28 protein-coding genes are annotated in these 25,772 nt (G+C 72.2%); 8 read left to right on the top strand and 20 right to left on the bottom strand.

The annotated features are described in order from the left end of the window. Positions 1–153: 153 nt before the first annotated feature. Positions 154–822 carry a TrkA family potassium uptake protein gene (locus ACF059_RS08710; protein ID WP_360892347.1) on the top strand — a complete coding sequence of 223 codons (669 nt, stop codon included), beginning with the start codon at positions 154–156 and terminating at the stop codon, positions 820–822. Then, positions 819–1,481 carry a TrkA family potassium uptake protein gene (locus ACF059_RS08705; protein WP_360892350.1) on the top strand — a complete coding sequence of 221 codons (663 nt, stop codon included), beginning with the start codon at positions 819–821 and terminating at the stop codon, positions 1,479–1,481. The genes ACF059_RS08710 and ACF059_RS08705 overlap by 4 nt, the downstream gene beginning before the upstream one ends. A 96-nt stretch (positions 1,482–1,577) precedes the next feature. On the opposite strand, the gene ACF059_RS08700 is transcribed toward ACF059_RS08705, so the two are convergent. The 7 genes from ACF059_RS08700 to ACF059_RS08670 all read right to left on the bottom strand — a co-directional run bounded on the left by ACF059_RS08700 (position 1,578) and on the right by ACF059_RS08670 (position 8,241). Beyond that, positions 1,578–2,375 carry a DUF3159 domain-containing protein gene (locus tag ACF059_RS08700; protein ID WP_392053402.1) on the bottom strand — a complete coding sequence of 266 codons (798 nt, stop codon included), beginning with the start codon at positions 2,373–2,375 and terminating at the stop codon, positions 1,578–1,580. Positions 2,376–2,377: 2 nt separating this feature from the next. Beyond that, entirely contained in the window at positions 2,378–2,797 is a 420-nt protein-coding gene (locus ACF059_RS08695) for an OB-fold nucleic acid binding domain-containing protein (protein WP_361943110.1), read from the bottom strand. 25 nt (positions 2,798–2,822) lie between these two features. Beyond that, positions 2,823–3,509 carry a response regulator gene (locus ACF059_RS08690; protein WP_392053399.1) on the bottom strand — a complete coding sequence of 229 codons (687 nt, stop codon included), beginning with the start codon at positions 3,507–3,509 and terminating at the stop codon, positions 2,823–2,825. Then, the gene (locus tag ACF059_RS08685) at positions 3,506–6,127 is read right to left on the bottom strand and encodes a DUF4118 domain-containing protein (protein ID WP_392053396.1); all 2,622 of its coding nucleotides are present in this window, start codon (positions 6,125–6,127) and stop codon (positions 3,506–3,508) included. Before ACF059_RS08685 ends, ACF059_RS08690 begins: the two co-directional genes overlap by 4 nt. A 206-nt stretch (positions 6,128–6,333) precedes the next feature. After that, a complete protein-coding gene (locus ACF059_RS08680; protein WP_392053394.1) occupies positions 6,334–7,119 on the bottom strand; it encodes a DUF3710 domain-containing protein in 786 nt (261 codons plus the stop codon). A 1-nt stretch (position 7,120) separates the two neighbouring features. Then, positions 7,121–7,657: a dUTP diphosphatase gene (gene dut / locus ACF059_RS08675; RefSeq protein ID WP_392053391.1), complete on the bottom strand. Its 537-nt coding sequence runs from the start codon at positions 7,655–7,657 to the stop codon at positions 7,121–7,123. Beyond that, positions 7,657–8,241 carry a PaaI family thioesterase gene (locus ACF059_RS08670; RefSeq protein WP_366868039.1) on the bottom strand — a complete coding sequence of 195 codons (585 nt, stop codon included), beginning with the start codon at positions 8,239–8,241 and terminating at the stop codon, positions 7,657–7,659. Before ACF059_RS08670 ends, dut begins: the two co-directional genes overlap by 1 nt. Positions 8,242–8,299: 58 nt before the next feature. Between ACF059_RS08670 and ACF059_RS08665 the strand changes: the two genes are divergently transcribed. Next, positions 8,300–8,779: a DUF3093 domain-containing protein gene (locus ACF059_RS08665; protein ID WP_392053388.1), complete on the top strand. Its 480-nt coding sequence runs from the start codon at positions 8,300–8,302 to the stop codon at positions 8,777–8,779. Positions 8,780–8,833: 54 nt separating this feature from the next. On the opposite strand, the gene ACF059_RS08660 is transcribed toward ACF059_RS08665, so the two are convergent. From ACF059_RS08660 to ACF059_RS08645, 4 genes are all read right to left on the bottom strand, one after another. Continuing rightward, positions 8,834–9,685 carry a hypothetical protein gene (locus ACF059_RS08660; RefSeq protein ID WP_392053386.1) on the bottom strand — a complete coding sequence of 284 codons (852 nt, stop codon included), beginning with the start codon at positions 9,683–9,685 and terminating at the stop codon, positions 8,834–8,836. Positions 9,686–9,695: 10 nt separating this feature from the next. Continuing rightward, positions 9,696–9,992: a DUF4193 domain-containing protein gene (locus ACF059_RS08655; protein WP_030036261.1), complete on the bottom strand. Its 297-nt coding sequence runs from the start codon at positions 9,990–9,992 to the stop codon at positions 9,696–9,698. Between the two features lie 382 nt (positions 9,993–10,374). Next, positions 10,375–11,622 carry a sensor histidine kinase gene (locus ACF059_RS08650; protein ID WP_392053383.1) on the bottom strand — a complete coding sequence of 416 codons (1,248 nt, stop codon included), beginning with the start codon at positions 11,620–11,622 and terminating at the stop codon, positions 10,375–10,377. 5 nt (positions 11,623–11,627) lie between these two features. After that, positions 11,628–12,281 carry a response regulator transcription factor gene (locus ACF059_RS08645; RefSeq protein ID WP_360892379.1) on the bottom strand — a complete coding sequence of 218 codons (654 nt, stop codon included), beginning with the start codon at positions 12,279–12,281 and terminating at the stop codon, positions 11,628–11,630. 248 nt (positions 12,282–12,529) lie between these two features. Here ACF059_RS08645 and ACF059_RS08640 point away from each other — a divergent pair, with 248 nt between their 5' ends. Then, positions 12,530–12,709: a hypothetical protein gene (locus ACF059_RS08640; protein ID WP_392053380.1), complete on the top strand. Its 180-nt coding sequence runs from the start codon at positions 12,530–12,532 to the stop codon at positions 12,707–12,709. A 94-nt stretch (positions 12,710–12,803) separates the two neighbouring features. Here the strand turns inward: ACF059_RS08640 and ACF059_RS08635 are convergent, their stop codons facing one another. Together ACF059_RS08635 and ACF059_RS08630 are read right to left on the bottom strand one after the other, a co-directional pair. After that, on the bottom strand, positions 12,804–13,607 hold the full coding sequence (locus ACF059_RS08635; protein ID WP_392053377.1) for an inositol monophosphatase family protein: 804 nt from the start codon (positions 13,605–13,607) through the stop codon (positions 12,804–12,806). A gap of 11 nt (positions 13,608–13,618) precedes the next feature. Beyond that, positions 13,619–14,773, bottom strand: coding sequence for a ferrochelatase (locus ACF059_RS08630; protein WP_392053375.1), 1,155 nt, complete (start codon positions 14,771–14,773; stop codon positions 13,619–13,621). 179 nt (positions 14,774–14,952) lie between these two features. Here ACF059_RS08630 and ACF059_RS08625 point away from each other — a divergent pair, with 179 nt between their 5' ends. The 3 genes from ACF059_RS08625 (at position 14,953) to sepH (ending at position 19,020) form a co-directional block, all read left to right on the top strand. Next, positions 14,953–16,212, top strand: coding sequence for an MFS transporter (locus ACF059_RS08625; protein WP_392053372.1), 1,260 nt, complete (start codon positions 14,953–14,955; stop codon positions 16,210–16,212). Further along, complete coding sequence (locus tag ACF059_RS08620; RefSeq protein WP_392053369.1) at positions 16,160–17,491, top strand: D-arabinono-1,4-lactone oxidase; 1,332 nt, start codon at positions 16,160–16,162, stop codon at positions 17,489–17,491. The genes ACF059_RS08625 and ACF059_RS08620 overlap by 53 nt, the downstream gene beginning before the upstream one ends. A 452-nt stretch (positions 17,492–17,943) precedes the next feature. Then, a complete protein-coding gene (gene sepH, locus ACF059_RS08615; protein WP_392053366.1) occupies positions 17,944–19,020 on the top strand; it encodes a septation protein SepH in 1,077 nt (358 codons plus the stop codon). 117 nt (positions 19,021–19,137) lie between these two features. Here sepH and ACF059_RS08610 read toward each other — a convergent pair whose 3' ends face one another. Next, positions 19,138–19,983 carry a sulfurtransferase gene (locus ACF059_RS08610; protein WP_392053363.1) on the bottom strand — a complete coding sequence of 282 codons (846 nt, stop codon included), beginning with the start codon at positions 19,981–19,983 and terminating at the stop codon, positions 19,138–19,140. Positions 19,984–20,159: 176 nt separating this feature from the next. Here ACF059_RS08610 and ACF059_RS08605 point away from each other — a divergent pair, with 176 nt between their 5' ends. After that, the gene (locus ACF059_RS08605; RefSeq protein WP_366868031.1) at positions 20,160–20,945 is read left to right on the top strand and encodes a VOC family protein; all 786 of its coding nucleotides are present in this window, start codon (positions 20,160–20,162) and stop codon (positions 20,943–20,945) included. Between the two features lie 37 nt (positions 20,946–20,982). On the opposite strand, the gene ACF059_RS08600 is transcribed toward ACF059_RS08605, so the two are convergent. From ACF059_RS08600 to ACF059_RS08575, 6 genes are all read right to left on the bottom strand, one after another. After that, a complete protein-coding gene (locus ACF059_RS08600) occupies positions 20,983–21,570 on the bottom strand; it encodes a hypothetical protein (protein WP_392053360.1) in 588 nt (195 codons plus the stop codon). Positions 21,571–21,885: 315 nt separating this feature from the next. Beyond that, positions 21,886–22,434, bottom strand: a complete 549-nt coding sequence (locus tag ACF059_RS08595) for a DM13 domain-containing protein (protein ID WP_366868029.1) — start codon at positions 22,432–22,434, stop codon at positions 21,886–21,888. A 201-nt stretch (positions 22,435–22,635) separates the two neighbouring features. Continuing rightward, a complete protein-coding gene (locus ACF059_RS08590) occupies positions 22,636–23,148 on the bottom strand; it encodes a hypothetical protein (RefSeq protein ID WP_392053357.1) in 513 nt (170 codons plus the stop codon). 67 nt (positions 23,149–23,215) lie between these two features. Then, positions 23,216–23,866, bottom strand: a complete 651-nt coding sequence (locus ACF059_RS08585) for a thymidine kinase (protein WP_361943029.1) — start codon at positions 23,864–23,866, stop codon at positions 23,216–23,218. Positions 23,867–23,929: 63 nt separating this feature from the next. Next, on the bottom strand, positions 23,930–25,132 hold the full coding sequence (locus ACF059_RS08580) for an alkaline phosphatase family protein (protein ID WP_392053354.1): 1,203 nt from the start codon (positions 25,130–25,132) through the stop codon (positions 23,930–23,932). After that, complete coding sequence (locus ACF059_RS08575; RefSeq protein WP_361943035.1) at positions 25,132–25,728, bottom strand: DUF5998 family protein; 597 nt, start codon at positions 25,726–25,728, stop codon at positions 25,132–25,134. Before ACF059_RS08575 ends, ACF059_RS08580 begins: the two co-directional genes overlap by 1 nt. Positions 25,729–25,772 lie beyond the last annotated feature (44 nt).

Here is a 25,772-nt window from a genome sequence, read left to right as displayed (position 1 = left end):
ATTTCCTCCCCGGGCGCACCACACGACTGCGTCCCAAGTGGCCACACCGGTGACCGCCCGTGTGTAGCTTGGGCCACGGTCTGAGACCCTGTTCATCCAGAGCATGCAATGAGGCTGGGAACCAGCGAGTCGCTGACAGCCGGAAGGACGGCCGTGCACATCGTCATTATGGGCTGCGGAAGAGTGGGCTCCGCCCTCGCGCAAACCCTGGAACAGCAGGGGCACACGGTCGCAGTCGTCGACCAGGACCCCACCGCATTCCGCCGGCTCGGAGCCGGATTCGGCGGCCGCCGCGTCACCGGGGTCGGCTTCGACCAGGACACCCTGCGCGAGGCCGGCATCGAGGACGCGGGCGCCTTCGCCGCCGTCAGCAGTGGTGACAATTCCAACATCATCGCCGCGCGCGTCGCCCGGGAGATGTTCGGCGTCGAGAACGTCGCCGCCCGCATCTACGACCCCAAGCGCGCCGAGGTCTACCAGCGCCTGGGCATCCCCACCGTCGCCACCGTCCGGTGGACCGCCGACCAGATGCTGCGCCGGCTGCTGCCGTCGGGCGCCGAGCCCCTGTGGCGCGACCCGAGCGGCGGCGTGCAGCTCGCCGAGGTGCACACCTCCCCCGCCTGGATCGGTCACAAGGTCAGCCGGCTCCAGGAGGAGACCGGCGTGCGCGTCGCCTTCCTCACCCGCCTGGGCGAGGCCATGCTGCCCACGTCGGCGACGGTCCTGCAGGAGGGCGACCTCGTCCACGTGATGATGCGTACGGACGAGATCGACAAGGTCGAGGCGGCGTTCGCCGAAGGCCCTGAGGAGGCACAAGCATGAGGGTCGCGATCGCCGGGGCAGGCGCGGTGGGCCGCTCCATCGCGGGCGAACTGCTGGAGAACGGCCACGAGGTGCTGCTGGTCGACAAGGCACCGACCGCCATCTCGGTGGAGCGGGTGCCGCAGGCGGAGTGGCTGCTGGCCGACGCCTGCGAGATCACCTCGCTGGACGAGGCGGCGCTGCAGCGCTGCAACGTGGTCATCGCCGCGACCGGTGACGACAAGGTCAACCTCGTCGTCTCGCTGCTCGCCAAGACCGAGTACGGGGTGCCGCGCGTGGTGGCCCGCGTCAACAACCCGAAGAACGAGTGGCTCTTCAACGAGTCCTGGGGCGTCGACGTCGCCGTCTCGACGCCGCGCCTGATGTCGGCCCTGGTCGAGGAGGCCGTCAGCGTCGGCGACCTGGTGCGGCTGCTGCGCTTCAGCCACGGTGACGCCAACCTCGTCGAGCTGACCCTGCCGTCCGACTCCTCGGTCGCGGGGACCCAGATCGGCGACATCACCTGGCCCGAGGACACCTCGCTGGTCACGATCATCCGGGGCAACCGCGTCCTCACCCCGCACGCGGAGGAGACCCTGGAGCCCGGCGACGAGCTCCTCTTCGTGGCCGCCCAGGCCCGCGAGGAGCAGCTGGAGGACCTCCTCCAGGCCCGTAGCTGACGGCATGCCGAAGGGGGCGGGGCGACCGGTCGGTCGCCCCGCCCCCTTCGTATCCGGCTTAGGGCCCGCCGCCACGCCCGTACGCGGCGGAGGGGCTCAGGCCCCCTGCTTCCCGGCGGCGGCTTCCTTGGCCTCCCACTCCGCGATCACATCGATCGGCGGCGGCGCCTTCGCCAGGAACACCCAGGTGAAGTACACCGCGAGCACGATCGGCGGCAGCTTCAGCCCGATCTGTACCCAGCCCAGCTGCGTCGCGTCGCCCCACCAGTACAGCGGGAACAGGATCGCGTGCTTGGCGAGGAAGATGAGCCCCCAGGCCAGACTGGCCTTGGTGTAGGCCTTCTTGCGGCCCGGGTTGCGGGTGCGCCAGGAGAGGTTCTCCTTGAACACCGGGCCGAGGATCACGCCCAGGAGCGGGAAGCCCACCAGGGCCGAGACCGTGAAGGCCACCCCCAGGCAGGTGCCGTAGATCATGCCCGGCAGGTAGAAGCCCTTCGGGTCGCCCGTGAACAGGGCGAAGGCCACGCCCACGCCCACGCCGAAGACCCCGCTGAAGGCGTGCTTCACCGTGTCCTTGCGCAGCAGCCGCGCGATCACCAGCAGGACGGCGAACGCGCCCGCGGCGATGGCGGACATCTTCACGTCCTTGGTGATCGTGTAGATCGTGACGAAGAGCAGCCCGGGGAGCATCGTCTCCACGGTGCCGCGGATGCCGCCGAAGGCGTCGAAGAGCGCCGCCTGCGTCACCGCGCTCTGGTCCTCGGAAGGAGCCTGCGAGGCGGGGGCCGGGGCAGTGGCCGCAGCCGGGTACGCGGCGGCAGCGGCCTGGGGTGCGGCGCCCGGGGAGGGCACGGCGTCCGGTTCCGGGGTGTTCCGTTTGTCGAGTGACGTCACCGTCAGTGCTCCTGTCCGAGCGGTCGGAGTTCGTACTTCGGGTTGAAGAGCACCCGACGGCCGTGGGTCATGGAGATCCGCCCGGAGGCGATCATGCGGCGACCGGGCTCGATTCCCACGATCGAGCGACGCCCGAGCCAGACCACGTCCAGCGCCGCCGAGCCGTCGAACAGCTCGGCCTCCAGGGCGGGGACGCCCGCCCGCGGCCGCAGGGTGACCGTACGCAGGGTCCCGGTCACCTTGACTATCTGACGGTCGTCGCAGTCGCAGATCCGCGTGCACCCTGCGGCTTCTGCGTCCTCCTGCAGCTCAGCCGAATGCAGGTCCTCCTGCGAGGTGGACAGCCGCTCGATCATCCGGCGGAACCGGCCCGCCGGCCTGGTCGGCTTGGCGGACTTCTCGGGACGCGGTTCAGCACTCATACAGGGAAGCGTACCGGCGTGCCCACTACCTCTCGAAGCGGTATCCCATGCCCGGTTCGGTGATGAAGTGCCGCGGGTGGGAGGGGTCCGCCTCCAGCTTGCGCCGCAGCTGGGCCATGTAGACCCGCAGGTAGTTCGTCTCGGTGCCGTACGAGGGCCCCCACACCTCCTGGAGGAGCTGCTTCTGGCTGACCAGCTTGCCGCCGTTGCGGACCAGGACCTCCAGCAGGTGCCACTCGGTGGGCGTCAGCCGTACGTCGCGCCCCTCGCGCACGGCCTTCTTGGCGGCCAGGTCCACCGTGAAGGCCTCGGTCTCCACGATCACCTCGCCGTCGCCGGAGCCGGCCGGGGGCTCGGCCCGGCGGACGGCGGCGCGCAGCCGGGCCAGCAGCTCGTCCATGCCGAAGGGCTTGGTGACGTAGTCGTCCGCGCCCGCGTCCAGGGCCTCGACCTTCTCGTCGGAGGTGTGGCGGGCCGAGAGGACGAGGATCGGCACCCGGGTCCAGCCGCGCAGGCCCTTGATCACCTCGATGCCGTCCATATCGGGCAGACCGAGGTCCAGGAGGACCACGTCGGGGTGGCGGGCCGCCGCGAGCTCCAGGGCGCTCGCTCCGTCGGCGGCGGCGTCGACCTCGTACTTGCGTGCCTTGAGATTGATCACGAGGGCTCGGACGATCTGCGGCTCGTCTTCCACCACGAGCACCCGGGTCATTGAGGTCCTGCCTTCTGTCGCGCCGTGCGATCACGGTCGTGATCACGTTCCATCATGTCCGCGGAACCGTCCGCGCCACCGTCCGTGTCCGCGCCGCCCCCCGCCGGCGCCCGGCTGCGGGCCGCCGCGCGCAGCGTGAGCACCATGGTCAGCCCGCCGCCGGGGGTGTCCTCGGCCGTCAGGGTGCCGCCCATGGCCTCGGCGAAGCCGCGGGCGACGGCGAGCCCGAGGCCCACGCCGGCCCCGCGCGGGGCGTCTCCGTACCGCTGGAAGGGCGCGAAGATCCGGTCCTTGGCCTCGTCGGGCACGCCGCGCCCGCGGTCGACGACCCGCACCTCGACCCGGTCGCCGAGGAAGCTGGCCGCCACCAGCACCGGCAGCCCCGGCGGGCTGTACTTGACGGCGTTCTCCACCACGTTGGCCACGGTCCGCTCCAGCAGCCCCGGGTCCACCGCCACCATGGGCAGCGTCTCGGGCACGTCCAGCGCCACGCTGTCCTCGGGTACGCCGCCCAGCGCCATCGGGACCACCTCGTCGAGGTCGATCTCCCGGATCAGCGGGGTGACGGTGCCGGTCTGCAGCCGGGACATGTCCAGCAGGTTGCCCACCAGGTGGTCGAGGCGGTCGGCGCCGTCCTCGATGCCTTCGAGGAGCTCGGCCCGGTCCTCCTCGGACCATTCCACGTCTGCGGAGCGCAGGGAGCTGACGGAGGCCTTGATGGAGGCCAGCGGCGTACGGAGGTCATGGCTGACGGCGGCCAGCAACGCGGTCCGGATCCGGTTGCCCTCGGCCAGCCGGCGGGCCTCCTCGGCCTGTCCGACCAGGCGCTGGCGGTCCAGGACCACGGCGGCCTGGGCCGCGAAGGCGCCGAGCACGCGCCGGTCCTCCGCGGGCAGCACCCGTCCCGACAGGGCCAGCGCCATGTGGTCCCCGATCGGCATGTCCACATCGGCGTCCTCGGGCCGCTCCACGGGGCGGGGGCCGACGCTGGCGGCCCGCGTCCAGGGCTCGACGTCGCCCGCGCGCTCCAGCAGCGCCACGGACTCCATGGCGAAGGTCTCGCGCAGCCGCTCCAGCAGTGCGTCGAGCGCGGTCTCCCCGCGCAGCACGCTGCCGGCGAGGAAGGAGAGGATCTCGGACTCGGCGCGCAGCCGCGCGGCCTGATGGGTGCGCCGGGCGGCGAGGTCCACCACCGAGGCGACCGAGACGGCGATCCCGAAGAAGACGGAGATGGCCATGATGTTGCGGGGGTCGGACACGGTGAAGCGGTGCAGCGGCGGCGCGAAGTAGTAGTTCAGCAGCAGGGAGCCGACGGCGGCCGAGGCCAGGGCCGGCCACAGCCCGCCGAGCAGCGCGGCCGCCACCGTCAGCGCCAGGAAGAGCAGCATGTCGTTGGCGAGGCCGGGATCGGACTCGACGTGCGTGAGCAGCAGGCACAGCAGCAGCGGCAGGCCCGCTCCCACCAACCAGCCGGCGAGGATCCGGGTCCGTCCCAGGCGGGCCGCCGAGCGGGCCACGGGCAGGCCGCGGCCCTTGGCCACCTCGCCGTGCGTGACGATGTGCACGTCGAGGTCGGGGCCGGAGTCGCGGGCCACGGTGGCGCCCACGCCGGGCCCCAAGACGTACTGCCAGGCCTTGCGGCGGCTGGAGCCGAGCACGATCTGCGTGGCGTTGACCCCGCGCGCGAAGGCGAGCAGCGCGTCGGGGACGTTGTCGCCGATCACATGGTGAAACGATCCGCCCAGGTCCTCGACCAGGGTCCGCTGGACCGCGAGCTCCTTGGGGGAGGCAGCGGTCAGGCCGTCGCTGCGGGCGATGTAGACGGCCATGATCTCGCTGCCCGAGCCCTTGGCGGCCATCCGCGCGGCGCGTCGGATGAGCGTGCGCCCCTCCGGCCCGCCGGTGAGCCCGACCACGATCCGCTCGCGCGCCTGCCAGGGGGAGCGGATGTCGTGTTCGCCCCGGTACTGCTGGAGGTACTCGTCGGCGCGGTCGGCCACCCACAGCAGCGCCAGCTCGCGCAGCGCGGTGAGGTTGCCGGGCCGGAAGTAGTTCGACAGGGCCGCGTCGACCTTCTCGGGCCTGTATATGTTCCCGTGCGCCATCCGCCGGCGCAGCGCCTGCGGGGACATGTCGACCAGCTCGATCTGGTCGGCCCGGCGGACCACCTCGTCCGGCACGGTCTCGCGCTGCCGCACCCCGGTGATGGACTCGACCACGTCGCCGAGCGACTCCAGGTGCTGGATGTTGACCGTGGTCACGACGTCGATTCCGGCCCGCAGCAGCTCCTCGACGTCCTGCCAGCGCTTGGCGTTGCGCGAGCCCGGCACATTGGTGTGGGCGAGCTCGTCCACCAGCGCCACGGCGGGTCTGCGGGCGAGCAGCGCGTCGACGTCCATCTCGGTGAAGGAGGCCCCCCGGTACGTCAGGGCCCTGCGCTCGATCTGTTCGAGCCCGTGGAGCATCACCTCGGTGCGCGGTCGCCCGTGGTGCTCGACGAAACCGACGGCGCAGTCCGCGCCCCGCTCCACTCGGCGATGGCCCTCGGAGAGCATCGCGTAGGTCTTGCCCACACCGGGCGCCGCGCCGAGATAGATCCTGAGCCTGCCGCGTCCCATGCGCCCATTCTCAAGGACGTCCGCGCTGTTCACGCACGGATCGGGGCCCGAGCGCGCATCCCTGACGGTTCCCTGACGCGCCTCCGGCGGAGCCCGGCCCGCGACGGAAACGGCCGGTGGGCCCCACCCCGAGGGAGTAGGGCCCACCGGCCGGAAACACGACGCGACCCCCTGTGCGCGGGGTCGGCCGAGGGACCGCGGGTCCGTCAGCGGACCTCGGTGATCTCCGGGCCGCGCTCCAGCTGGCCCATGCCGCCGCCGAAGCGGGAGCCTTCCTGCTCCTCCGTCTGCACGCCGTCCGGCACCATCTGCGCGTCGTTCGGCAGCTTCAGGACGATCGGGTCGCGGGGGGCCATCGGGCCGTCGCCGCGGACGACGACGGTGTCCCGGAAGATCTGCTCCAGCACGCCCGCCGACTCGGGGCGCACCGCGCCCTGGCCGGAGATGACGCCGCGCAGGAACCAGCGCGGACCGTCGACGCCGACGAAGCGGACCAGCTGAGCGCCGGTCTGCCCGTCCGGGAGCGGTACGGGCACCTGTGCGCGCAGCTCCCAGCCCAGCGAGCCCTGGACCTCGTCGATCATGCCGCCCTGCTGGGTGATGCCCGCGGCGATCTCCTCGCGGACCTCGCCCCAGATGCCCTCCTTCTTGGGCGCGGCGAAGGCCTGCAGCTGCACGGCGCTGTCGCCCAGGACCACGGTCGCGGCCACGATCGCGTCACCGGCGACCTCGACCCGCAGTTCCATGCCCTCGACACCGGGTACGAGGATGCCGCCCAGGTCGACCCGGCCGTCGGCCGGGTTGCCGAGCACCTCGGAGACGTCCCAGGGGCCGTCGGGCCGCGGGGCCGGCGGCAGGTTCACCCGGCGGGGCCGGGCGGTGTCCTCCTGCTCCGCCGCATCGTCCTGCTCAGCGGAGCCGACGCCGTCTACGACCTGCTCGGCCGCGCCGCCGTCCTTGGCGGAGTCGTTCTTCTTGCGACGTCCGAACACGTCACTGTCCTTCCCGGTCGGTTACGACCGAAGCGTAGCCATTCCCACCCTGCTGACCAGCCCCCGATCCGGCCACGGCCGCATGACCGCCGGTGGAGCCGAAGCCCCCCTCGGCCCGGGCCGAGCCGGGAAGTTCCGCCACCTCGTGGAAGCGCACCTTCTCGACCCGCTGGACAACCAGCTGGGCAATGCGGTCGAAACGCTCGAACCGGACGCTCTCGCGAGGGTCGAGATTGACCACGATCACCTTGATCTCCCCACGGTACCCGGCATCCACCGTCCCCGGGGCATTCACGAGCGCGAGCCCGCAGCGTGCGGCCAGGCCGGAGCGCGGGTGCACGAAGGCGGCGTACCCGTCGGGCAGGGCGATGGACACCCCGGTGGGCAGCACGGCCCGCTCGCCGGGCGCCAGCTCGGCGGCCTGGGTGGTCACCAGGTCGCAGCCGGCGTCGCCCGGGTGCCCGTAGGCCGGAATGGGCACCTCCGGGTCGACGCGGCGGATCAGCACGTCCACGGGGGCGTGGTGGTTCAGAAACATCAGGGGTTCACCTCGAAAGCGCGTGCGCGCCTGACCTGGTCCGGGTCGGCCATCGCCGCCTGGATCTCCTCGGGCCGACCGTTGTCGATGAAGTGGTCGACCTTCACCTCTATGAAGAGCGCGTCCGCCCGCACGGCGACCGGACCCTCGGGCCCGCCTATCCGGCCGACCGCACTGCAGTAGATCTTGCGTCCGGCCACGGCGGTGACCTCGGCCTCCAGATGCAGCACGGTACCCACGGGCACCGGCCGCACGAAGTCGGTCTCCAGCCGCCCGGTCACGGCGATGACGCGCAGCAGCCAGTTCAGGGAGCCGAGCGTCTCGTCGAGCGCGGTGGCGAGCACCCCGCCGTGGGCGAGACCGGGGGCGCCCTGGTGGGCGGCCTTGACGGTGAACTCGGCGCTGATGCGCACGCCCTCACCCGCACGGGCCTCCAGGTGGAGTCCGTGGGGCTGACCGCCGCCGCAGCCGAAACAGTGCTCGTAGTGCGCACCGAGGAGCTCTCCGGGGGCCGGCGCATCGGGGTGCCGGACCGGCGCCGTGGCATCGGCCGGCGGCGTCAAGGCTGTGTTTCGTCCACTCACAGCCGCGAACCTTACCCGCGCGGCCGGGCACCGGTCGCCCCGTGGCAGGCTTGACGGCATGCAGCTCTCCACCGCGCAGTACGACGAACGCCTGACCGCCCCCCGCTCCTGGTGGGGCATCGCCGCCCTGATCGGCCTCGCGTGCGCGCTGATGCTGCTGCCGCTGGGCACGCTGCCCCTGCTGGCCGGGCTGGTCGGCGGCACCGCGCTGGCCGGGATGCTGGTGAGCTCGTACGGCTCCGCGCGCGTGCGCGTGGTGAACGGCGCGCTGGCGGCCGGGGAGGCGCGGATCCCGGTGACGGCGCTCGGCGAGCCCGAGATCCTGGACGCCGGGGAGGCGCGGGCCTGGCGGACGCACAAGGCGGACACCCGCGCCTTCATGCTGATGCGCAGCTACGTGCCGACGGCGGTCCGCGTCGAGATCACCGACCCGGCGGACCCGACCCCGTACGTCTACGTCTCCACCCGCGAGCCGCAGGCCCTGAAGGCGGCCATCCTGGCGGCCAGGTCCGGCCCCGCCGCATCCGCCGGCGCGTGAGGCGCGGGGGCTGCGCGATCCGAGGGGTCCGCGGCTGAGTCCCGCGGGCGGCGCTCAGCCGCGCCGGTCCGGTGGCGAACCCTCCAGTTCACCCCTGGTGGCCCCGGGAAGGGGCTGGGCGGGCTGTTCCAGGGGTGGCAGCTGCGTCAGCGCCTCCCAGGCCACGGCACGGCCCCGCAGGTCACCACGGACCTTCTCGGCGAGTTTGCGCGTGTCCCGGCGGTTCATGACCGCCCCGACCGCAGCGCCCACCATGAACGGCATGAGGTTCGGAAGACTGCGGAACATCCGCTTCATGATCTGCTGGCGCAGTTCGCGCTTCATCTGACCGCCGAGCGCCGCGTTCAGCGTGGTCGGCTTGGTCAGGTCGACCCCGCGCTCCTGCGTCCAGGCGGAGAGGTAGGCGAGGCTGCGGTCCTTGAGCGTGCCCGGCGGCCGCTGGCCGTAGATTTCGTGGAGCTCGGCGACGAGCTTGAGCTCGATCGCCGCGATCCCGGTGATCTCGGCCGCCAGTTCCGCCGGCATCGCGGGCGGAACGGGCAGCATGGCCGCCGCGCCGATACCCGCTCCGACGGTCGACGAGGCGTTGGCGGCGCCCGAGATCAGCTTGTCGGCAAGCTGATCGGGGCCGAGGCCCGGGAACTGCGCGCGCAGGGTCGCGAGGTCCCGAACCGGAACGCGCGGGGCGTTCTCGATGATCCTGTCGGCGACGAACAGGGCGGCGTCCCTGACGCCTTCACCGCCCCTGCGGACGCCGTTCCTGACGGCGTGCAGCCGACTGGTCCCACGGGCGGAGCCGCCGGGGGCTACAGGACCCGTTTCCGGGTCCGTGGTGGCCACCTGCGTCTCCGCCGGATCACCAGATTTCCGGAAGCGGCGCTTCCGAAAGGGTGCCGAGCCGGTCATGACCGACGCCTCAGTCGCAGTCGCGGCAGATCGGCTGACCGTTCTTCTCGCGGGCCAGCTGGCTGCGGTGATGCACCAGGAAGCAGCTCATGCAGGTGAACTCATCGGCCTGCTTGGGCAGGACCCGGACGGCCAGCTCCTCATTGGAGAGGTCCGCACCGGGAAGCTCAAGGCTCTCGGCCGAGTCGAATTCGTCCATGTCGACGGACGAAGAGGACTTCTCGTTGCGTCGGGCCTTCAGCTCTTCAATGCTGTCGTTGTCGACGTCATCGTCGGTCTTGCGCGGGGTGTCGTAGTCCGTTGCCATTGTTCGCTCTCCCCCTCTGGGTGTTAGCGGTGTCTCAGCGCACGTAACGCACGAGAGGCCGGACTTGTGCCCGACCTGAGGCGGAGATTTTGCCTCACATCAAGGTCTGTTACTCAATCGACACCCAGCCGCCCACCGGGAGGGGCGATTGGCTGGGATGACGACCGGGACCGTACACGGTCCGGGGGCGGTCTTGCACAAACGCCACCCCGTGTATTTCCCGCCATTCAGGGGGCCGGAAACCCGGACTTCCCGGGCGTACCGGCCGCCCCGGGGTCACTGATTGCACATGGCCCGACACTCGCCCCTGTGATCGATCACACAGACGAGGCTGTCTTCATGGGACAAGTATTCAGCCAATAGCGAACACGGGGGGCGCGTCTTACAAGGGAAGAGTGACACGCATCACGAGGCCACCGCCTTCCCGGGGCATCGCCTGGATCCGTCCGCCGTGTGCGCGCGCCACGGAGCGCGCGATCGACAGGCCGAGCCCCACACCCTTGTCGCTGCCCGTTCGCTCCGTACGCAGCCGTCTGAAGGGCTCGAAGAGGTTCTCCACCTCGTACGCGGGAACCACGGGACCCGTGTTCGATACCAGGAGGACCGCCTGACCGTGCTGGGCCTCGGCGGTGACCTCCACCCAGCCGCCCTCCGGAACGTTGTAGCGCACGGCGTTCTGCACCAGATTGAGCGCGATCCGCTCCAGCAGGACCCCGTTGCCCTGGACCACGGCCGGCGTGCGCTCGCCGCGGATCTCCACGCCCTTCGCCTCGGCCTCACAGCGCACCTGGTCCACCGCCCGCGAGGCGACCTCCGCCAGGTCCACCGGCTTGCGCTCGACGATCTGGTTCTCGCTGCGGGCCAGCAGCAGTAGGCCCTCGACCAGCTGTTCGCTGCGCTCGTTGGTGGCCAGCAGGGTCTTGCCGAGCTGCTGGAGCTCCACCGGGGCGCCGGGGTCGGAGAGGTGGACCTCCAGCAGCGTCCGGTTGATCGCGAGCGGCGTGCGCAGCTCGTGCGAGGCGTTCGCCACGAACCTCTGCTGGGCCGTGAAGGCCCGCTCCAGCCGGTCGAGCATCTCGTCGAAGGTGTCGGCGAGCTCCTTGAGCTCGTCGTCCGGCCCGTCCAGCTCGATCCGCCGGGTCAGGTCGGAGCCGACCACCCGGCGGGCGGTCCGGGTGATCTTGCCCAGCGGCGAGAGCACCCGGCCGGCCATCGCGTAGCCGAAGGCGAACGCGATGATGCTCAGCCCCAGCAGGGCCATCAGCGAGCGGCTCAGCAGGTCGTCCAGGGCGTGCCTGCGCTGGTCCAGGACGCACTGGCTGATCGCGGCGTTGAACTGGCTGTACGGCTGCTCGACGCCCACCACCCCGGGGCAGGTCGTGCTGGACACCTTCACCTGCTGGCCGCCGACGATCTCGAACGGCAGGGCGTTGCCCTCACGCAGGGCCTGGGCCGCCAGCAGGTAGATGATCGACAGCAGCAGGATGCCCACGATCAGGAACATCCCGCCGTACAGCAAGGTGAGGCGTATGCGGATCGTCGGCCGCAGCCACGGGAAGGGGCCCTCCGGCTGACCGGGGTCCCAGGTCGGTTTCGGTGGCGCCGCCGGTGGCGCGGGAGCGGAGGCCACGCGCGTCAGATCCGGTATCCGGAACCGGGCACGGTCACGATGACCGGCGGCTCGCCGAGCTTGCGCCGCAGGGTCATGACGGTCACCCGCACGACGTTGGTGAAGGGGTCGGTGTTCTCGTCCCAGGCCTTCTCCAGCAGCTGTTCGGCGGAGACGACGGTCCCCTCGCTGCGCATGAGGACCTCCAGCACCGCGAACTCCTTCGGTGCCAGCTGCACCTCGCGGCCCTCGCGGAACACCTCGCGCCGGTTCGGGTCCAGCTTGATCCCGGCGCGCTCCAGCACGGGCGGCAGCGCCACCGTGGTGCGCCGCCCGAGGGCGCGCACGCGGGCGGTCAGCTCGGTGAAGGCGAAGGGCTTGGGCAGGTAGTCGTCCGCCCCGAGCTCCAGGCCCTCCACCCGGTCGCTGACGTCGCCGGAGGCGGTGAGCATCAGCACGCGGGTGGGCATGCCGAGCTCGACGATCCTCCTGCACACGTCGTCACCGTGCACGAGCGGGAGGTCCCGGTCGAGCACGACCACGTCGTAGTCGTTCACGCCGACCCGCTCCAGGGCGGCGGCGCCGTCGTACACGACGTCCACGGCCATGGCCTCCCGGCGCAGTCCGGTGGCCACCGCATCGGCGAGCAGCTGCTCGTCCTCGACGACGAGTACGCGCACGTCGTTTCCTTCCTTCGAGCCCAGAAGGGCACACGTGTGTAGGGCGTCGCCCATCCTGCCCTTTTCAGCCGTAAACCGGCTGTAAGGCGGCTGGTGGACGGGGTCGGCGGGGCGGAAGTGAGGATTCCCTCGTCCTGCGAGGTTTCTGGGCCCAGGGTGCCGGGGAGGACGACAGAACACCCCATCCACTCCCTGACGGCGGACAGCCACGTGCCGCCGCCGACCCACGAAGAGGGGGCGAACCCACCATGGACGCATTCACCGCGGGTCTCCTGCAGCGCATCAGGGCCACGCAGACGGACCTCAGGCAAGCCCGCGAGGCCGGCGACGACTTCCTCGCGGAAGTGGAACTGGCGGAGCTGGAGGACCTCCAGCGCCTTGCCGCCGAGCACGGTGTCCCGGTCTCGGCCGCCGTGCCCGCCTGCTGATCCCGCACCCGCGCGAACCCCGGCGGCCCGAGAGGGCGGCCGGGGTTCGCGTGCGTGCGGCCTCGCCAGTGGCCTCCGCCGCCCTCCCGACGCCTCAGTCGTGCCAGGCCCCCGCCTCGTCCAGCAGCGGCTGCAGCGAGGCGAACACCGACGGGGTCGCGGCCAGTACCAGCTCCCCCGAGGCCGGCTCGCCGGTCCGGCCCCCCGTCACGGCCCCCGCCTCCCGGGCGATCAGGTCGCCCGCCGCCAGGTCCCACGGGTTGAGCCCGCGCTCGTAGTACCCGTCCAGCCGTCCGGCCGCCACGTCGCACAGGTCGAGCGCCGCCGAGCCGCCGCGCCGGATGTCCCGTACCAGCGGAATGATCCGCGCCACCACCTCGGCCTGCCGGACCCGCCGGGTCTGCACGTACGCGAAGCCGGTCCCCAGCAGCGCCTGGTCCAGCGGCGCCGCCGACCGGCACGCGAGCCGCGTCGTGCCCAGCCACGCCCCGCCGCCGAGCACCGCGTGGTAGGTCTCCCCGCGCATCGGCGCCGCGACGACGCCCACCACGGTCTCGCCCTCGTACTCGGCCGCGATGGACACGCCCCAGCTGGGCAGGCCGTAGAGGTAGTTCACGGTGCCGTCCAGCGGGTCGACGACCCAGCGCACCCCGCTGGTCCCGGGGGTGTCCGCGCCCTCCTCGCCCAGCAGCCCGTCCTCGGGGCGCCGCTCCGCGAGGATGCCGGTGATCAGCTTCTCGGCCGCGATGTCCATCTCGGTCACCACGTCGATGGGGCTGCTCTTCGTCGCGGCCACCGCCAGATCGGCCGGCCGGCCGTCGCGCAGCAGCGCTCCGGCCTGCCGGGCGGCCTCCAGCCCCACGTCCAGCAGTTCGGCCTTCAGCTCTTCGGAGATCACGGTTGCCCTTCCTAAGCGTACGGACTGTCCTCGCCCGCGGCCGCCGGCCGGGGCGCCCGCCCCGGGCAGCAGCCCACGGCGCACAGGTCATGGCTCTGGCCCAGCATGCCGACCCAGCACTCCTCGGCGGATTCGCCGCGCTCCCTGGCGGCCCGCTCCAGTACGAGCTCCCGTACGGCCCCGGCGAACTGCGGGTCGGCGCCGACGGTCGCGGACCGGGCGACCGGAAGGCCCAGTTCCGCAGCCTTGGCGGTGGCCTCGGTGTCGAGGTCGTAGAGGACCTCCATGTGGTCGGAGACGAAGCCGATCGGCACCATGACCACGGCCGGCGCCCCTGCCCCGTGCAGGGCCTCAAGGTGGTCGCAGATGTCCGGTTCGAGCCACGGGACGTGCGGGGCGCCGCTGCGGGACTGGTAGACGAGCTGCCAGGGGTGGTCCCCGCCGGTGCGTACGGCCACCTCGTCCGCGATCACCGTGGCGACGTCCAGGTGCTGCTTGACGTACGCGCCGCCCTCGCCGCCCTCGGTGTGGTCCTCGACGGGCCCGGAGGTGTCGGCGGCGGCCGTCGGGATGGAGTGGGTGGTGAAGGCCAGGTGGGCGCCCGCCCGGGTCTCCTCGGGCAGCGCGTCCAGGGCGGCGATCACGCCCTCGATCATCGGTTCGACGAAGCCGGGGTGGTTGAAGTAGTGCCGCAGCTTGTCCACGCGCGGCGGTTCCAGGCCCTCGGCCTGGAGGGCGGCCAGCGCGTCGGCGAGGTTCTCGCGGTACTGCCGGCAGCCCGAGTACGAGGCGTACGCGCTGGTGGTGAGCACGGCGATCCGGCGGCGGCCGTCGGTGGCCATCTCGCGCAGGACGTCGGTCAGGTACGGGGCCCAGTTCCGGTTGCCCCAGTAGACCGGGAGGTCCAGGCCGTGGTCGGCGAAGTCCTTGCGCAGCGCCTCCAGCAGCGCGCGGTTCTGCGCGTTGATGGGGCTGACGCCGCCGAAGCCGAAGTAGTGCTGTCCGACCTCCTTGAGCCGCTCGCGCGGGATGCCGCGCCCGCGCGTGACGTTCTCCAGGAACGGCACGACGTCGTCGGGTCCCTCGGGGCCGCCGAAGGAGAGCAGCAGGAGGGCGTCGTAGGGGGCGGCGGTCCCGCCGGCGGGCGGGAGGAGCTGGTCTGACATGCCTCGAATCCTGCCACCCGCGATCCTCGGGAGAGAAGCGGCCCGGCGGGGACCGGCCCTCCCGCCCGGGTAAGGTAAACCTAACTTTCCCGGTCTTTCCCGGTCCCGAATTTCCCCGTGCGGGTGCCCGTAGGCGGTCGTAACCTGTATGGGCCCGTCACGTCCCTTACGGAGGGCCCTTGCCCAGTCCCTACCGCGCGATCTTCGCGTCCCACGGCACCAAGGGATTCAGCGCCGCCGGCCTGATAGGCCGCCTGCCGATCTCCATGGTCGGCGTCGGCATCCTGACGATGATCTCCGAGATCACCGGCCGCTACGCGATGGCCAGCGCCCTCACCGGCACGCTCGCGCTCGCCGCGGCGGTCGTGGGCCCGCAGGTGTCGCGCCTGGTGGACCAGTACGGCCAGCGGCGGGTCCTGCGCCCCGCGACCCTGATCTCCGTCGCGGCGGTCACCGGACTGCTGGTGGCCGCGGCGAACGGCTGGCCCGACTGGACGCTGTTCGTCTTCGCCGCGGTCGCGGGCTGCGTACCGAGCGTCGGCTCCATGGTCCGCGCCCGCTGGACCGTGATCTACCGGGACTCCCCCCGCGAGCTGCACACCGCGTACTCCTTCGAGTCCGTGGTGGACGAGGTCTGCTTCATCTTCGGCCCGATCATCGCCATCGGACTCTCGACGACCTGGTTCCCGGAGGCCGGCCCGCTGATCGCCGCCGTCTGCCTGCTGGTCGGGGTCTGGCTGCTCACCGCGCAGCGCTCCACCGAGCCCGCGCCGCACCCGCGCGACGCGGACGCCCGGCGCACCTCGGCCCTGCGCTCCCCCGGCCTCCAGGTGCTCACCGCCACCTTCGTGGCGACCGGCGCGATCTTCGGCTCCATCGACGTGTCCACTCTGGCCTTCGCGGAGGAGCAGGGCCACAAGTCCGCGGCCAGTCTCATCCTGGCCATCTGGGCGCTCGGGTCCTGTATCGCCGGAATCGTCTTCGGCCTGCTGCATCTCAAGGGCCGGACGGAACCTCGTTGGGTACTGGGCATCTGTGCGATGGCCGTGAGTATGATCCCCCTCCTACTGGCCGGGAACCTTCCGTTTCTGGCCGTGGCGCTCTTCGTCTCGGGCCTCGCCATCGCTCCCACGATGATCACCACGATGGCCCTGATCGAGGCGCACGTACCCCGCGCGAAGCTGACCGAGGGCATGACCTGGATCAGCACCGGCCTCGCGGTCGGCGTCGCCGTCGGTTCGTCCGTGACCGGTCTGGTCATCGACGCCGCCGGGGCGCGCAGCGGGTACGTCGTCTCCATCTCGGCGGGAGCGGCCGCGGCGGCGGTGGCGTTCGCGGGATACCGCCGGCTGACGAGGCCGGCGCAAGGGGAGGGGCCCTCTAGCGATGGCGGACACAGCACAGACGGCAGGGAAGAACGGGCCGGCCACGTGGCGTAACTGGGCGGGGACCGTCACCGCCACGCCCACCCGCGTGGTGACCCCGGCCTCGGTCGGGGAGCTCCAGGAGGCGGTCCGCCGGGCCGCCGAGGAGGGACTGCGGGTGAAGGCGGTCGGCTCCGGCCACTCCTTCACCGCGGCCGCCGCCACCGACGGCGTGCTCGTGCGGCCCCAGACGCTGGCCGGGATCCGCGGGATCGACCGGGCCGCCGGCACGGTCACGGTGGAGGCGGGCACGGTCCTCAAGGACCTGAACCGGGCGCTCGCCAGGGAGGGCCTCTCCCTCACCAACATGGGCGACATCATGGAGCAGACGGTCTCCGGCGCCACCAGTACCGGAACCCACGGCACCGGCCGCGACTCGGCCTCCATCGCCGCCCAGATACGCGGCCTGGAGCTGGTCACGGCGGACGGCCGGCTCATGACCTGCTCCGAGAAGGAGAACCCGGAGGTCTTCGCCGCGGCCCGGATCGGGCTCGGCGCGCTCGGCATCGTCACCGCGATCACCTTCGCCGTGGAACCGCTCTTCTTCCTGACCGCCCGTGAGGAACCGATGGGCTTCGACCGGGTGGCCGCCGAGTTCGACGAGCACGTCACGGAGAACGAGCACTTCGAGTTCTACTGGTTCCCCCACACCGGCAACTGCAACACCAAGCGGAACAACCGCAGCCAGGGCCCCGCGGCCCCGCCCGGCCCGGTGAGCGCCTGGATCGAGGACGAGCTGCTCTCCAACGGAGTCTTCCAGGCGGCCAACTCGCTGGGCCGCGCCCTGCCGGCCACCATTCCCGCCATCGCCCGCGTGGCCAGCCGCGCCCTGTCGGCGCGCACCTACACGGACATCCCGTACAAGGTGTTCACCAGTCCGCGCCGGGTGCGGTTCGTGGAGATGGAGTACGCGCTCCCCCGCGAGCGGGTCATCGAGGCGCTGCGGGAGCTGCGCGCGATGGTCGACCGCTCCGGCCTGCGGATCAGCTTCCCGGTGGAGGTGCGGACGGCGCCGGCGGACGACATCACGCTGTCCACGGCCTCGGGGCGCGAGACGGCGTACATCGCGGTGCACCTGTACAAGGGCACCCCGTACCAGGCCTACTTCACGGCGGCCGAGCGCATCTTCACGGCGCACGGCGGCCGTCCGCACTGGGGCAAGGTGCACACGCGCGACGCGGCGTACTTCGCCGAGGTCTACCCGCGGTTCGGGGAGTTCACCGCGCTGCGCGACCGTCTCGACCCGGACCGGCTCTTCGGCAACGACTACCTGCGGCGGGTGCTGGGGGACTGAGCACCCGTCGGGTCCGGCCCGCGGCGCGAGGAGTAGCGTTTCTGCGGATACCTCGCGCCAAGTCACCCCGAAACGGACACGGGTGCGCCGCGGGCCGGACGCAGGGCAGCGCAACTCCCGCCGTCCGGGATAACTTCGGCGGCGCGGCGGTCCACCCAGGTGGCCCGAATGGAGTACTGTGGCGAGCCCTGGGGCTGTCCTTCCTTACGGATGTCCGGACTCGGGAGAGGGGGCCGGTAGATGGAAAACGGCGCTCAAAGACCGGTGATGCCGCGGTATTGCACGGGTTCCTGCTGCGCACAGTAATCAGTCGGTCACTGTGCGTGCCCAACAGGTAACCGTGCCATAACGGCGATCAAGGGCGCATGCCCGACACGCCGGTTTAACTCGGCAAGGTTGTGGCAGGCTGCACCCGGGCAGGCCACACTCGACTAGCGGAAGCAGCGACGCACGTGACGTCGGCAGGCACCACCCGGGAGGTCCCCATGCCCGAACTGCGTGTCGTGGCCGTCTCAAATGACGGCACACGACTGGTGCTCAAGGCTGGGGACAGCACGGAGTACACGCTTCCGATCGACGAGCGGCTGCGGGCTGCCGTGCGCAACGACCGCGCGCGCCTGAACCAGATCGAGATCGAGGTGGAGAGCCACCTCCGCCCCCGCGACATCCAGGCCCGCATACGAGCCGGTGCCTCCGCGGAGGAGGTCGCCCAACTCGCCGGCATCCCCGTCGACCGCGTACGCCGCTTCGAGGGCCCGGTGCTCGCCGAGCGCGCGTTCATGGCCGAGCGGGCCCGCAAGACCCCCGTGCGCCGTCCCGGCGAGAACGCCGGACCCCAGCTCGGCGAGGCCGTGCAGGAGCGCCTGACCCTGCGCGGGGCCGAGAAGGAATCCGTCCAGTGGGACTCGTGGCGCCGCGACGACGGGACCTGGGAGGTCCTCCTCGTCTACCTGGTGGCCGGTGAGCCGCACTCGGCCAGCTGGACCTACGACCCGCCGCGCCGGCTGGTCGTGGCCGTGGACGACGAGGCGCGCTCGCTGATCGGCGAGTCCGAGGACCTGCCGGCGACGCCGGAGCCGAGCTTCCCCTTCGTACCGAGGATCGCGCGGCTGCCGCGCGACAGGCCGCTGGACCGCGCCCTGGACCGGCAGCTGGAGCGCCAGCAGGAGCGCTCCGCCGGGCACGCGCCGCCCGCGCCCGATCCGGAGGAGGAGCGGGACACGCTGACGAGCCTGCTGGAGGCCGTTCCGAGCTTCCGCGGCGACATGGTGGTCCCGGACCGCTCCCCCGCCGAAGCCCCGGAGACGGAACCGGAGGCGGAGGAGCCGCCGGCCCCGGCCGCCTCGGCGGGCGCCGGGTCCGCGTACGCCGACGTCCTGATGCCCCGCACGGTGGCGGGCCACCGCGACCGCCTGACGGGCACCACCGACCGGCAGGCCGAGGCGGACGGGGTGCGCCCCGGACGCCGGGCGGCCGTGCCCAGCTGGGACGAGATCGTCTTCGGCACCCGCCGCAAGAAGCAGGAGTAGCGCCGCCGCCGGGGTGACCCGGCGGCGGCCTTCCACGCGCCGGGTCCGTGCTGTGGGCCCCGTGCTGCGGATCCGCGCCGCGGGCCCGTGCTGAGGGTCCGCGCCGCGGGTACGGGGCTACTGCGGGTCCGGGCCGGTCGCCACGGGGCGGGCCGGGTCGCTGGACCACTGCGACCAACTGCCCGCGTAGAGGTCGGACTCGATCCCCGCCACCGCCAGGGCGAGGACCTCATGGGCTCCGGACACCCCCGAGCCGCAGTACACGCCCACCGGGGTCCCCTCGGTCGCGCCCAGGGCCTCGAACCGCGCCCGCAGCGCCCCGGCCGGCAGGAAACGGCCGTCCGGTGCCACGTTCTCCGCCGTCGGGGCGGACACCGCGCCCGGGATGTGGCCCCCGACGGGGTCGATCGGCTCGACCTCACCGCGGTACCGCTCCCCCGCCCGGGCGTCCAGGAGCAGCCCCGCACGCGCCCGCGCGGCCGCCCCGTCCGCGTCCAGGAGTCCGACCGCACCCGGATTTGGCTTGAAATCGCCCTCTACAGGGGTCGCTTCGTCGGCCGTGACCTCGCCCCCGTCAGCCGTCCACGCGGTCAGTCCCCCGTCCAGCACTCGCACGTCCGGGTGACCCGTCCAGCGGAGCATCCACCATGCCCGGGCGGCCGCCCAGCCCTGCCCGCCGTCGTACACGACCACCGGCACGTCGGCGCGGACGCCGGCCCTCCGCATGACCGCGCCGAAGGCCTCCGGGTCGGGCAGCGGGTGCCGTCCGCCCGGCCCCGGCGGACCTGCCAGTTCGCGGTCGAGGTCGACGTACACGGCGCCGGGCAGGTGTCCGGCCTCGTAGGCGGGCCGCTGGTCAGGGCCACCGAGCTGCCAGCGGACGTCCAGCAGCACCGGCGGCCGCGGACCGGCCAGTTCGCGCTGGAGTTCGGCGGCGGAGAGGATCGCAGATTTCGCTGTCATGCCGGCCATCTTCCTCCCCGTCCGGCACCCGCGTCACAGGGCCGTCAACGGGGCGGCACAGGGATCCGGACATCTCCGTCCAGGGGCGCGGCTTTGCGGCCCGGTCGGGACGCGCGGGGTGCCGCGGAGTGGAAGCATCAGCACCGGTAAGCGGCACGACGGAGGAGACGGCTGACATGACCGAGGCAGCGGAAGCAACCCGGCGCACGCCCGGCACCCCGTGCTGGGTGAGTCTGATGGTGCACGGCCTCGGGACCACCGAGGACTTCTACGCCGACCTGTTCGGCTGGGAGTACGTCCCGGGTCCCGAGCAGCTCGGCCCGTACGTCCGCGCCGTGCTGGACGGCGAGGAGGTGGCCGGGATCGGCGAGATGCCCCCCGACCGGCATCTCCCGGTGGCCTGGACGACGTACCTCGCCACGGACGACGCCGACGCGACCGCCGAGGCGGTCCGCTCGTGCGGCGGCACGGTGGCGGTGGGCCCCCTGGACGCGGGCGCCGCGGGGCGGGTGGCGATCTGCTCCGACCCGCTGGGGGCGATCTTCGGGCTCTGGCAGGCGCAGACGCGCATGGGCACCCGGCTGCACGGGGCGCCCGGCACCCCGGTCTGGAACGAGCTGGTCACCCAGGACACCTCGACGGTCGGCAAGTTCTACGAGCACGTCTTCGGCCACGAGGCACTGGCCCACGAGGCGGCCTCCGGCGACTTCGACTACCTGACCCTGCGTCTGGAGGGCCGCCCGGTGGCCGCCGTACACGGCGTCGGACGGGCGCTGCCGCACGACCGGGGCCCGCACTGGATGGCGTACTTCGAGGTGGCGGACACCGACGCGGCCGCGCAGCGGGTGACCGAGCTCGGCGGGCGCGTGGTGGACCCGCCGCGGGAGGGGCCGACCGGCAGGGTGGCCACGGTCGCGGACCCGGAGGGCGCGGTGTTCGCCCTCGTGCGGTCCCGGCGGTAGTCCGGGGGGCACGGGAGCGCGCCGCGCCCGGGGCGGGTCAGGACTGGCTGTTGAGGAAGCCGATGAAGGTGGCGCCCCACCAGCCGCACTGGCTGACGGCGGCGGCGACGCCCGACTGGACGAGCAGCGCGCGCGGGACCGGCGTGTCCCGGTAGCGGTCGAGGCGCTGGCCGAGCCAGTGTGCGTACAGGCCGTTGACGGTGACGGCCAGGACGAGGCCGAGCTTGACCAGCGTCAGGGGCGAGTTCAGGTCCGGGCGCAGGAACAGGCCGGTGACGGTCAGGCCGGCCAGTCCGAACCAGATGGGTATCTGCAGGGCGCAGGCGGTGCTGGTGATGTCGGACAGGCCGCGCCGGCCCAGCAGCCACAGGACGGCGAACCAGTCGACGGCGAGCACGGCGCCCAGCCCGACCACGAGGGCCGCCACGTGGAAGAAACGGGCCACCGTCTGCAGGGTGGTGTCGGCGTGGACGTGGCCGGACAGCCAGCAGGCACCCGCGAGCACGGCCGACCCGAGGAGGCCGAGGAAGACGAGCATCCACACGGGGGTGAGCCGCTCCGGCCCGTCGGCGGACGCGGGCCCGGACGCGGACGCAGGCCCGGACGCGGGCACAGTCACGGTCACGGGCACAGGCCCGGACATGGCGGCCGACGACAGGTCGGTGACGAGGGCCACGGCTCAGCCCTCGGTCTTCGGGAGCGGGCGCAGGACGGGTCTTGGCATGGCTGAAAACCTTCGATGGAAGCTTAGGTAAGGCGTACCTAAGCGACCATCGGGCCGTGCGTCAAGTCGTCTCGCCATCCGAACATCGCCACAAAACGGGCGCCGAAGACGACCAGCCCGTCCCCGCAAGCAAGTTGAATGACCGTCACACCGGACCCACCCCCGTGTGCGGTTGACCACAAGGGCCGGCATCCGGACACCGGGCCGCGGACGGCGTCACACCTGCGTGAGGCCCGCCGCACCGAAGGAGACGTCGAAGCGGTCGCACCAGATGGTGACGCTGCTGTAGGCGGCGGGGTCCACCCCGGCCGGGATCTCGTAGTTCTGGTCGCCCTTGTTGCCCTTGAGCTTGCCGAGGCTGACGTACTTGCCGTCGTCGAAGACGCGCCAGCCGGCCACGCCCTCCTTGACGGGGGCGTCGGTGAGCCAGACCCGCAGGTCGGGACCGTTGCTGGTGTCCAGGTTCTCCAGCCGCAGGAGGTGAGAACCGTCCGGCAGGCGGACGAGCTTCACGGTGCCCGTGGTGGTGTGCTCGTGGCTGATGAGAACGCCCTGCGCGACGGTCCGCGGCGAGGCCGGCGCGGCGGCGGCGGACGGGGCGGCGGACGGGGCCGCAGAAACGGACGGCAGCGCCTCGCGCACCGTGTCGTCCTGCCAGATCTTCCACGGCTGGAACCAGTACAGCCCTGCGCCCAGCACCACCAGCGCCGCGATCGCCGCACCGATCACGATCCCGCCGCGCCGCCGCCTCACCCCTGCACTCACCGATGCCCCACCTCTCGCGAATCCGTCCCCCGCATTCAATGCGCCGCCCCGCCCGCACACCACCCCAGCAGCCATGACGAAACCCTTACGTCCCCGCGCGTCGCGGCCGTGGGCGATCTGGAGCGCCATCTGTGACGGACGCGGCCCCCCAGCCAAGGTGTATTCACCCCGGCCAACGTCAACGACGTCCCCAGCGGACCGTCACCAGTTCCCGTAGTCCTCCACCAAGTCCGCAACCAGCGCGGTCAAGGCGTCGACTCGGTGCCGGTCCTCGCGCTGGTCGCGCAGGGCCTCGTCGAGGGCACGGAGCCGAACCAGGGCGGCAGGATCCCGGCGCCTCACCCCGTCGAACAGCGGCGTGGTGACGAGGTCGAGGCATGCGGTGAGCAGGAGCCGGGTGGCCGGGGCGGGGGGAGCCGAATCGGGAGCGGCAAAGCCGGTGGTCAGGTAGCGCGCAGGGTCCGTGAGGCTCCAGCCGACGACGGTGCCGTGCTGGACCAGGAGTGCCACGTCGGGTGCGATGCCGATGCGAGCCTCCAGCGGCTCGTCGAGGACCTCGAGGTCGCGCAGGCAGGTCAGCACGGTGTCCCCGGGGTCGCGGCACAGCTCCATGGCCACTTCCAGGCGGAAGTCCCGGAAGTCGAAGCGCGGTGTGATGCGCAGGGGCTCGTCCGTGACCGTCGCGGTCCAGTCGTTGTCGAGCGTGAGTCTCATGGTGAACGCCGCCTCACCGGATCTGTACGACACGACAAGGGACAGGCACAGGCGTCGGGAAAAGGGTTCAGGCGTGGTTGACCGGGAGGACGTCCGGGGAGAGGGCGCCCGCGTGGGCTGCCGCCGAGGTCATGCGCTTGCGGTGGTGGCGGCGGCACAGGACCTCGTAGCCGACCTCCCCCGCCGGGCGGTTCACGTCGCCGACGACCACCTGCGCGCCCTCGACCACCATCTCCCCGCCCACCGTACGGGCGTTGTGCGTGGCGCGGGCGCCGCACCAGCACAGGGCCTCCACCTGGAGCTGCTCCAGACGGTCCGCCAGCTCGATCAGGCGCTGCGAGCCCGGGAAGAGCTTCGTGCGGAAGTCGGTCGTGATGCCGAAGGCGAAGACGTCCATGTCCAGGTCGTCCACGATCCGCGCCAGCTGGTCGATCTGGGCGGGGGTCAGGAACTGCGCCTCGTCCACGATCACGTAGTCCGCCTTGCCGCCCTTGGACAGCTGCGCGACCAGGTACGCGTACAGGTCCATGTCCTCCGGCGCCTCGACCGCCTCCGTCACCAGGCCCAGGCGGGAGGACAGCTTGCCCTCGCCCGCCCGGTCGTCACGGGTGAAGATGACGCCTTGCAGTCCCCGCGCGTCGCGGTTGTGGGCGATCTGGAGCGCCAGAGTGCTCTTTCCGCAGTCCATCGTTCCGGAGAAGAACACCAGCTCGGGCATGGGAAGTACAGGACCTTTCGGGTCGGGGGTTCAGGGCGGCGGACGTCGTGTGTCTGATCGGGCTCAGGTGCGGACTTCGAGCAGCGGTACGAGCTGCTCCGCGGCCGTCATGGAGCCGTGCATGCCGACGAGCGCGGACTCGTTGGGCTCGCGCCGCGAGGCGGTGATCGCGACGTCCGCCTGGGCGGCGGCGACCACGTCCCCGATGCGTCCGAGCACGCGCTCGTCGCACTCCCCCGGCACGCCGAACCAGCCCAGTTCCAGGGCCTCTTCGCGGCTGGCCACCCAGAACCGGTCGCCGAGCACCTCGCGCCACACGGTCAGTACGTCGGCCTGCGCGCCCGGGACCGCGTACACGTGCCGGGCGCGGCCCTCGCCGCCCAGCAGGGCCACTCCGGCGCCCAGCTCCCAGTCCTCGTCGAAGTCGGTCCGGGAGTCCTCGTCGAAGGGGACGTCGACCATGCCGTGGTCCGCGGTCACGTACAGCGCGGTGCGCGGCGGCAGCTGCTCGGCGAGCCGCTGGACGAGCCGGTCGACGTACATCAGCTGGCCGCGCCAGGCGTCGGAGTCCACGCCGTGGCGGTGGCCGGCCCCGTCGAGCTCGCTGTAGTAGGTGTAGACCAGCGAGCGGTCACCGGCCGCGAGGCGCTCGGCCGCGAGGTCCATCCGCTCCTCGCCGGTCATCCGGCCGAGGAAGGTGCCGCCGCTGAGCGCGACCTTGGTGAGCGGGGTGGTCTGGAAGGCGGGCGAGGACACCTGCGCCGTCGCCACGCCCGCCTTGTCGGCCTGCTGGAAGACGGTCGGGTACGGCTGCCACGCCTTCGGCTGGGTCCACGGGTGCCAGCGGAGCTGGTTCATCAGCTCGCCGGTGGCCGGGTTGCGCACGGCGTAGCCGGGCAGGCCGTGCCGGGCGGGCGGCAGGCCGGTGCCGACGGAGGCCAGGGAGGTGGCGGTGGTCGCCGGGAAGCCCGCGGTGATCGGGCGGCCGGTGCCGCCGCGCGAGCCGGCGAGGAGCGAGGTGAGGTACGGGGCCTCGTCCGGGTGGGCCTTGATCTGCTCCCAGCCCATGCCGTCGACCAGGAACACGCAGTTCCGGTCGGCCGGGGTGAGCTCCGCGAGGGAGGCGGTGAAGCCGGGCACGCCCTGGCCCGCCACGAGCGTGGGCAGCAGGTCGGCGAGGGAGCCGGCGCCGTACTCGGGGACGGGGGCGCCTGCCAGGTCCAGCAGTTCCGGCTCGTCCCAGCTCTGCGGCGCGGAGTACGCCATCAGCGCGAGGGGGTGGACGTGGCCGCGGTGGCCTCGGAGAGCGCCTGGGCGAAGAGCAGGGTCTGGCGCACCGCCTCGGGGCCGTCACCAGCCTCGCTGACGCGCAGGCTGAGGTCGTCGGCGGTGGAGTTGCCGGTGTAGCCGTGGTCGGAGTCGCAGTTCGGGTCGCCGCAGGCGGCGGGCTCCAGGTCGATCCGGGAGACCGCGCCCCAGCCGATGGTCAGGACGACCTCGCGGGGCAGGGTGCCGGGGGTGTAGGACTCCGGGTTGGCGACGACGCGGCTCAGCACCACGGAGGAGATGCTGGACAGCTTGACCGACTCGGTGGAGGTGGTCGCGTACGGGGAGGGGGAACCGGCGTCGGCGGCCTGCTCGTCGGTGTGGCTGACGATGAAGCGGTTGCCGGTCAGGACCAGCACCGTGACGTGGCGGCGCACCTCGTTGGAGTCGAAGGTGGTCTCCTGGTGGACCAGGTACGACGAGATCGGCTCGCCGCCCACCGCGGCCTCCACGGCCTCGGCCACGAGGGCCGGGTAGTAGCCGCTGCGCTCGATCGCCGTGCGCAGCCCCTGGGTCGTCGTACCGGATTTCGCCATGAGGTCCATCCTAAGGCCCGTACGGGGCGCCCCGGCCTCCTCGC

Source organism: Streptomyces sp. NPDC016562, from assembly GCF_043076955.1.
In the GTDB taxonomy this organism is placed as follows: Bacteria; Actinomycetota; Actinomycetes; order Streptomycetales; family Streptomycetaceae; genus Streptomyces.
This window is presented reverse-complemented; position numbering and strand designations above follow the sequence as displayed.

Bases quoted from the DNA above. Each gene is read 5' to 3' on its own strand.
- ACF059_RS08705 (WP_360892350.1), top strand. From the start codon at position 819: ATGAGGGTCGCGATCGCCGGGGCAGGCGCGGTGGGCCGCTCCATCGCG.
- ACF059_RS08695 (WP_361943110.1), bottom strand. From the start codon at position 2,797: ATGAGTGCTGAACCGCGTCCCGAGAAGTCCGCCAAGCCGACCAGGCCG.
- ACF059_RS08690 (WP_392053399.1), bottom strand. From the start codon at position 3,509: ATGACCCGGGTGCTCGTGGTGGAAGACGAGCCGCAGATCGTCCGAGCC.
- ACF059_RS08685 (WP_392053396.1), bottom strand. From the start codon at position 6,127: ATGGGACGCGGCAGGCTCAGGATCTATCTCGGCGCGGCGCCCGGTGTG.
- dut (WP_392053391.1), bottom strand. From the start codon at position 7,657: ATGTTTCTGAACCACCACGCCCCCGTGGACGTGCTGATCCGCCGCGTC.
- ACF059_RS08665 (WP_392053388.1), top strand. From the start codon at position 8,300: ATGCAGCTCTCCACCGCGCAGTACGACGAACGCCTGACCGCCCCCCGC.
- ACF059_RS08660 (WP_392053386.1), bottom strand. From the start codon at position 9,685: ATGACCGGCTCGGCACCCTTTCGGAAGCGCCGCTTCCGGAAATCTGGT.
- ACF059_RS08655 (WP_030036261.1), bottom strand. From the start codon at position 9,992: ATGGCAACGGACTACGACACCCCGCGCAAGACCGACGATGACGTCGAC.
- ACF059_RS08640 (WP_392053380.1), top strand. From the start codon at position 12,530: ATGGACGCATTCACCGCGGGTCTCCTGCAGCGCATCAGGGCCACGCAG.
- ACF059_RS08630 (WP_392053375.1), bottom strand. From the start codon at position 14,773: ATGTCAGACCAGCTCCTCCCGCCCGCCGGCGGGACCGCCGCCCCCTAC.
- ACF059_RS08620 (WP_392053369.1), top strand. From the start codon at position 16,160: ATGGCGGACACAGCACAGACGGCAGGGAAGAACGGGCCGGCCACGTGG.
- ACF059_RS08610 (WP_392053363.1), bottom strand. From the start codon at position 19,983: ATGACAGCGAAATCTGCGATCCTCTCCGCCGCCGAACTCCAGCGCGAA.
- ACF059_RS08605 (WP_366868031.1), top strand. From the start codon at position 20,160: ATGACCGAGGCAGCGGAAGCAACCCGGCGCACGCCCGGCACCCCGTGC.
- ACF059_RS08590 (WP_392053357.1), bottom strand. From the start codon at position 23,148: ATGAGACTCACGCTCGACAACGACTGGACCGCGACGGTCACGGACGAG.
- ACF059_RS08585 (WP_361943029.1), bottom strand. From the start codon at position 23,866: ATGCCCGAGCTGGTGTTCTTCTCCGGAACGATGGACTGCGGAAAGAGC.
- ACF059_RS08580 (WP_392053354.1), bottom strand. From the start codon at position 25,132: ATGGCGTACTCCGCGCCGCAGAGCTGGGACGAGCCGGAACTGCTGGAC.
- ACF059_RS08575 (WP_361943035.1), bottom strand. From the start codon at position 25,728: ATGGCGAAATCCGGTACGACGACCCAGGGGCTGCGCACGGCGATCGAG.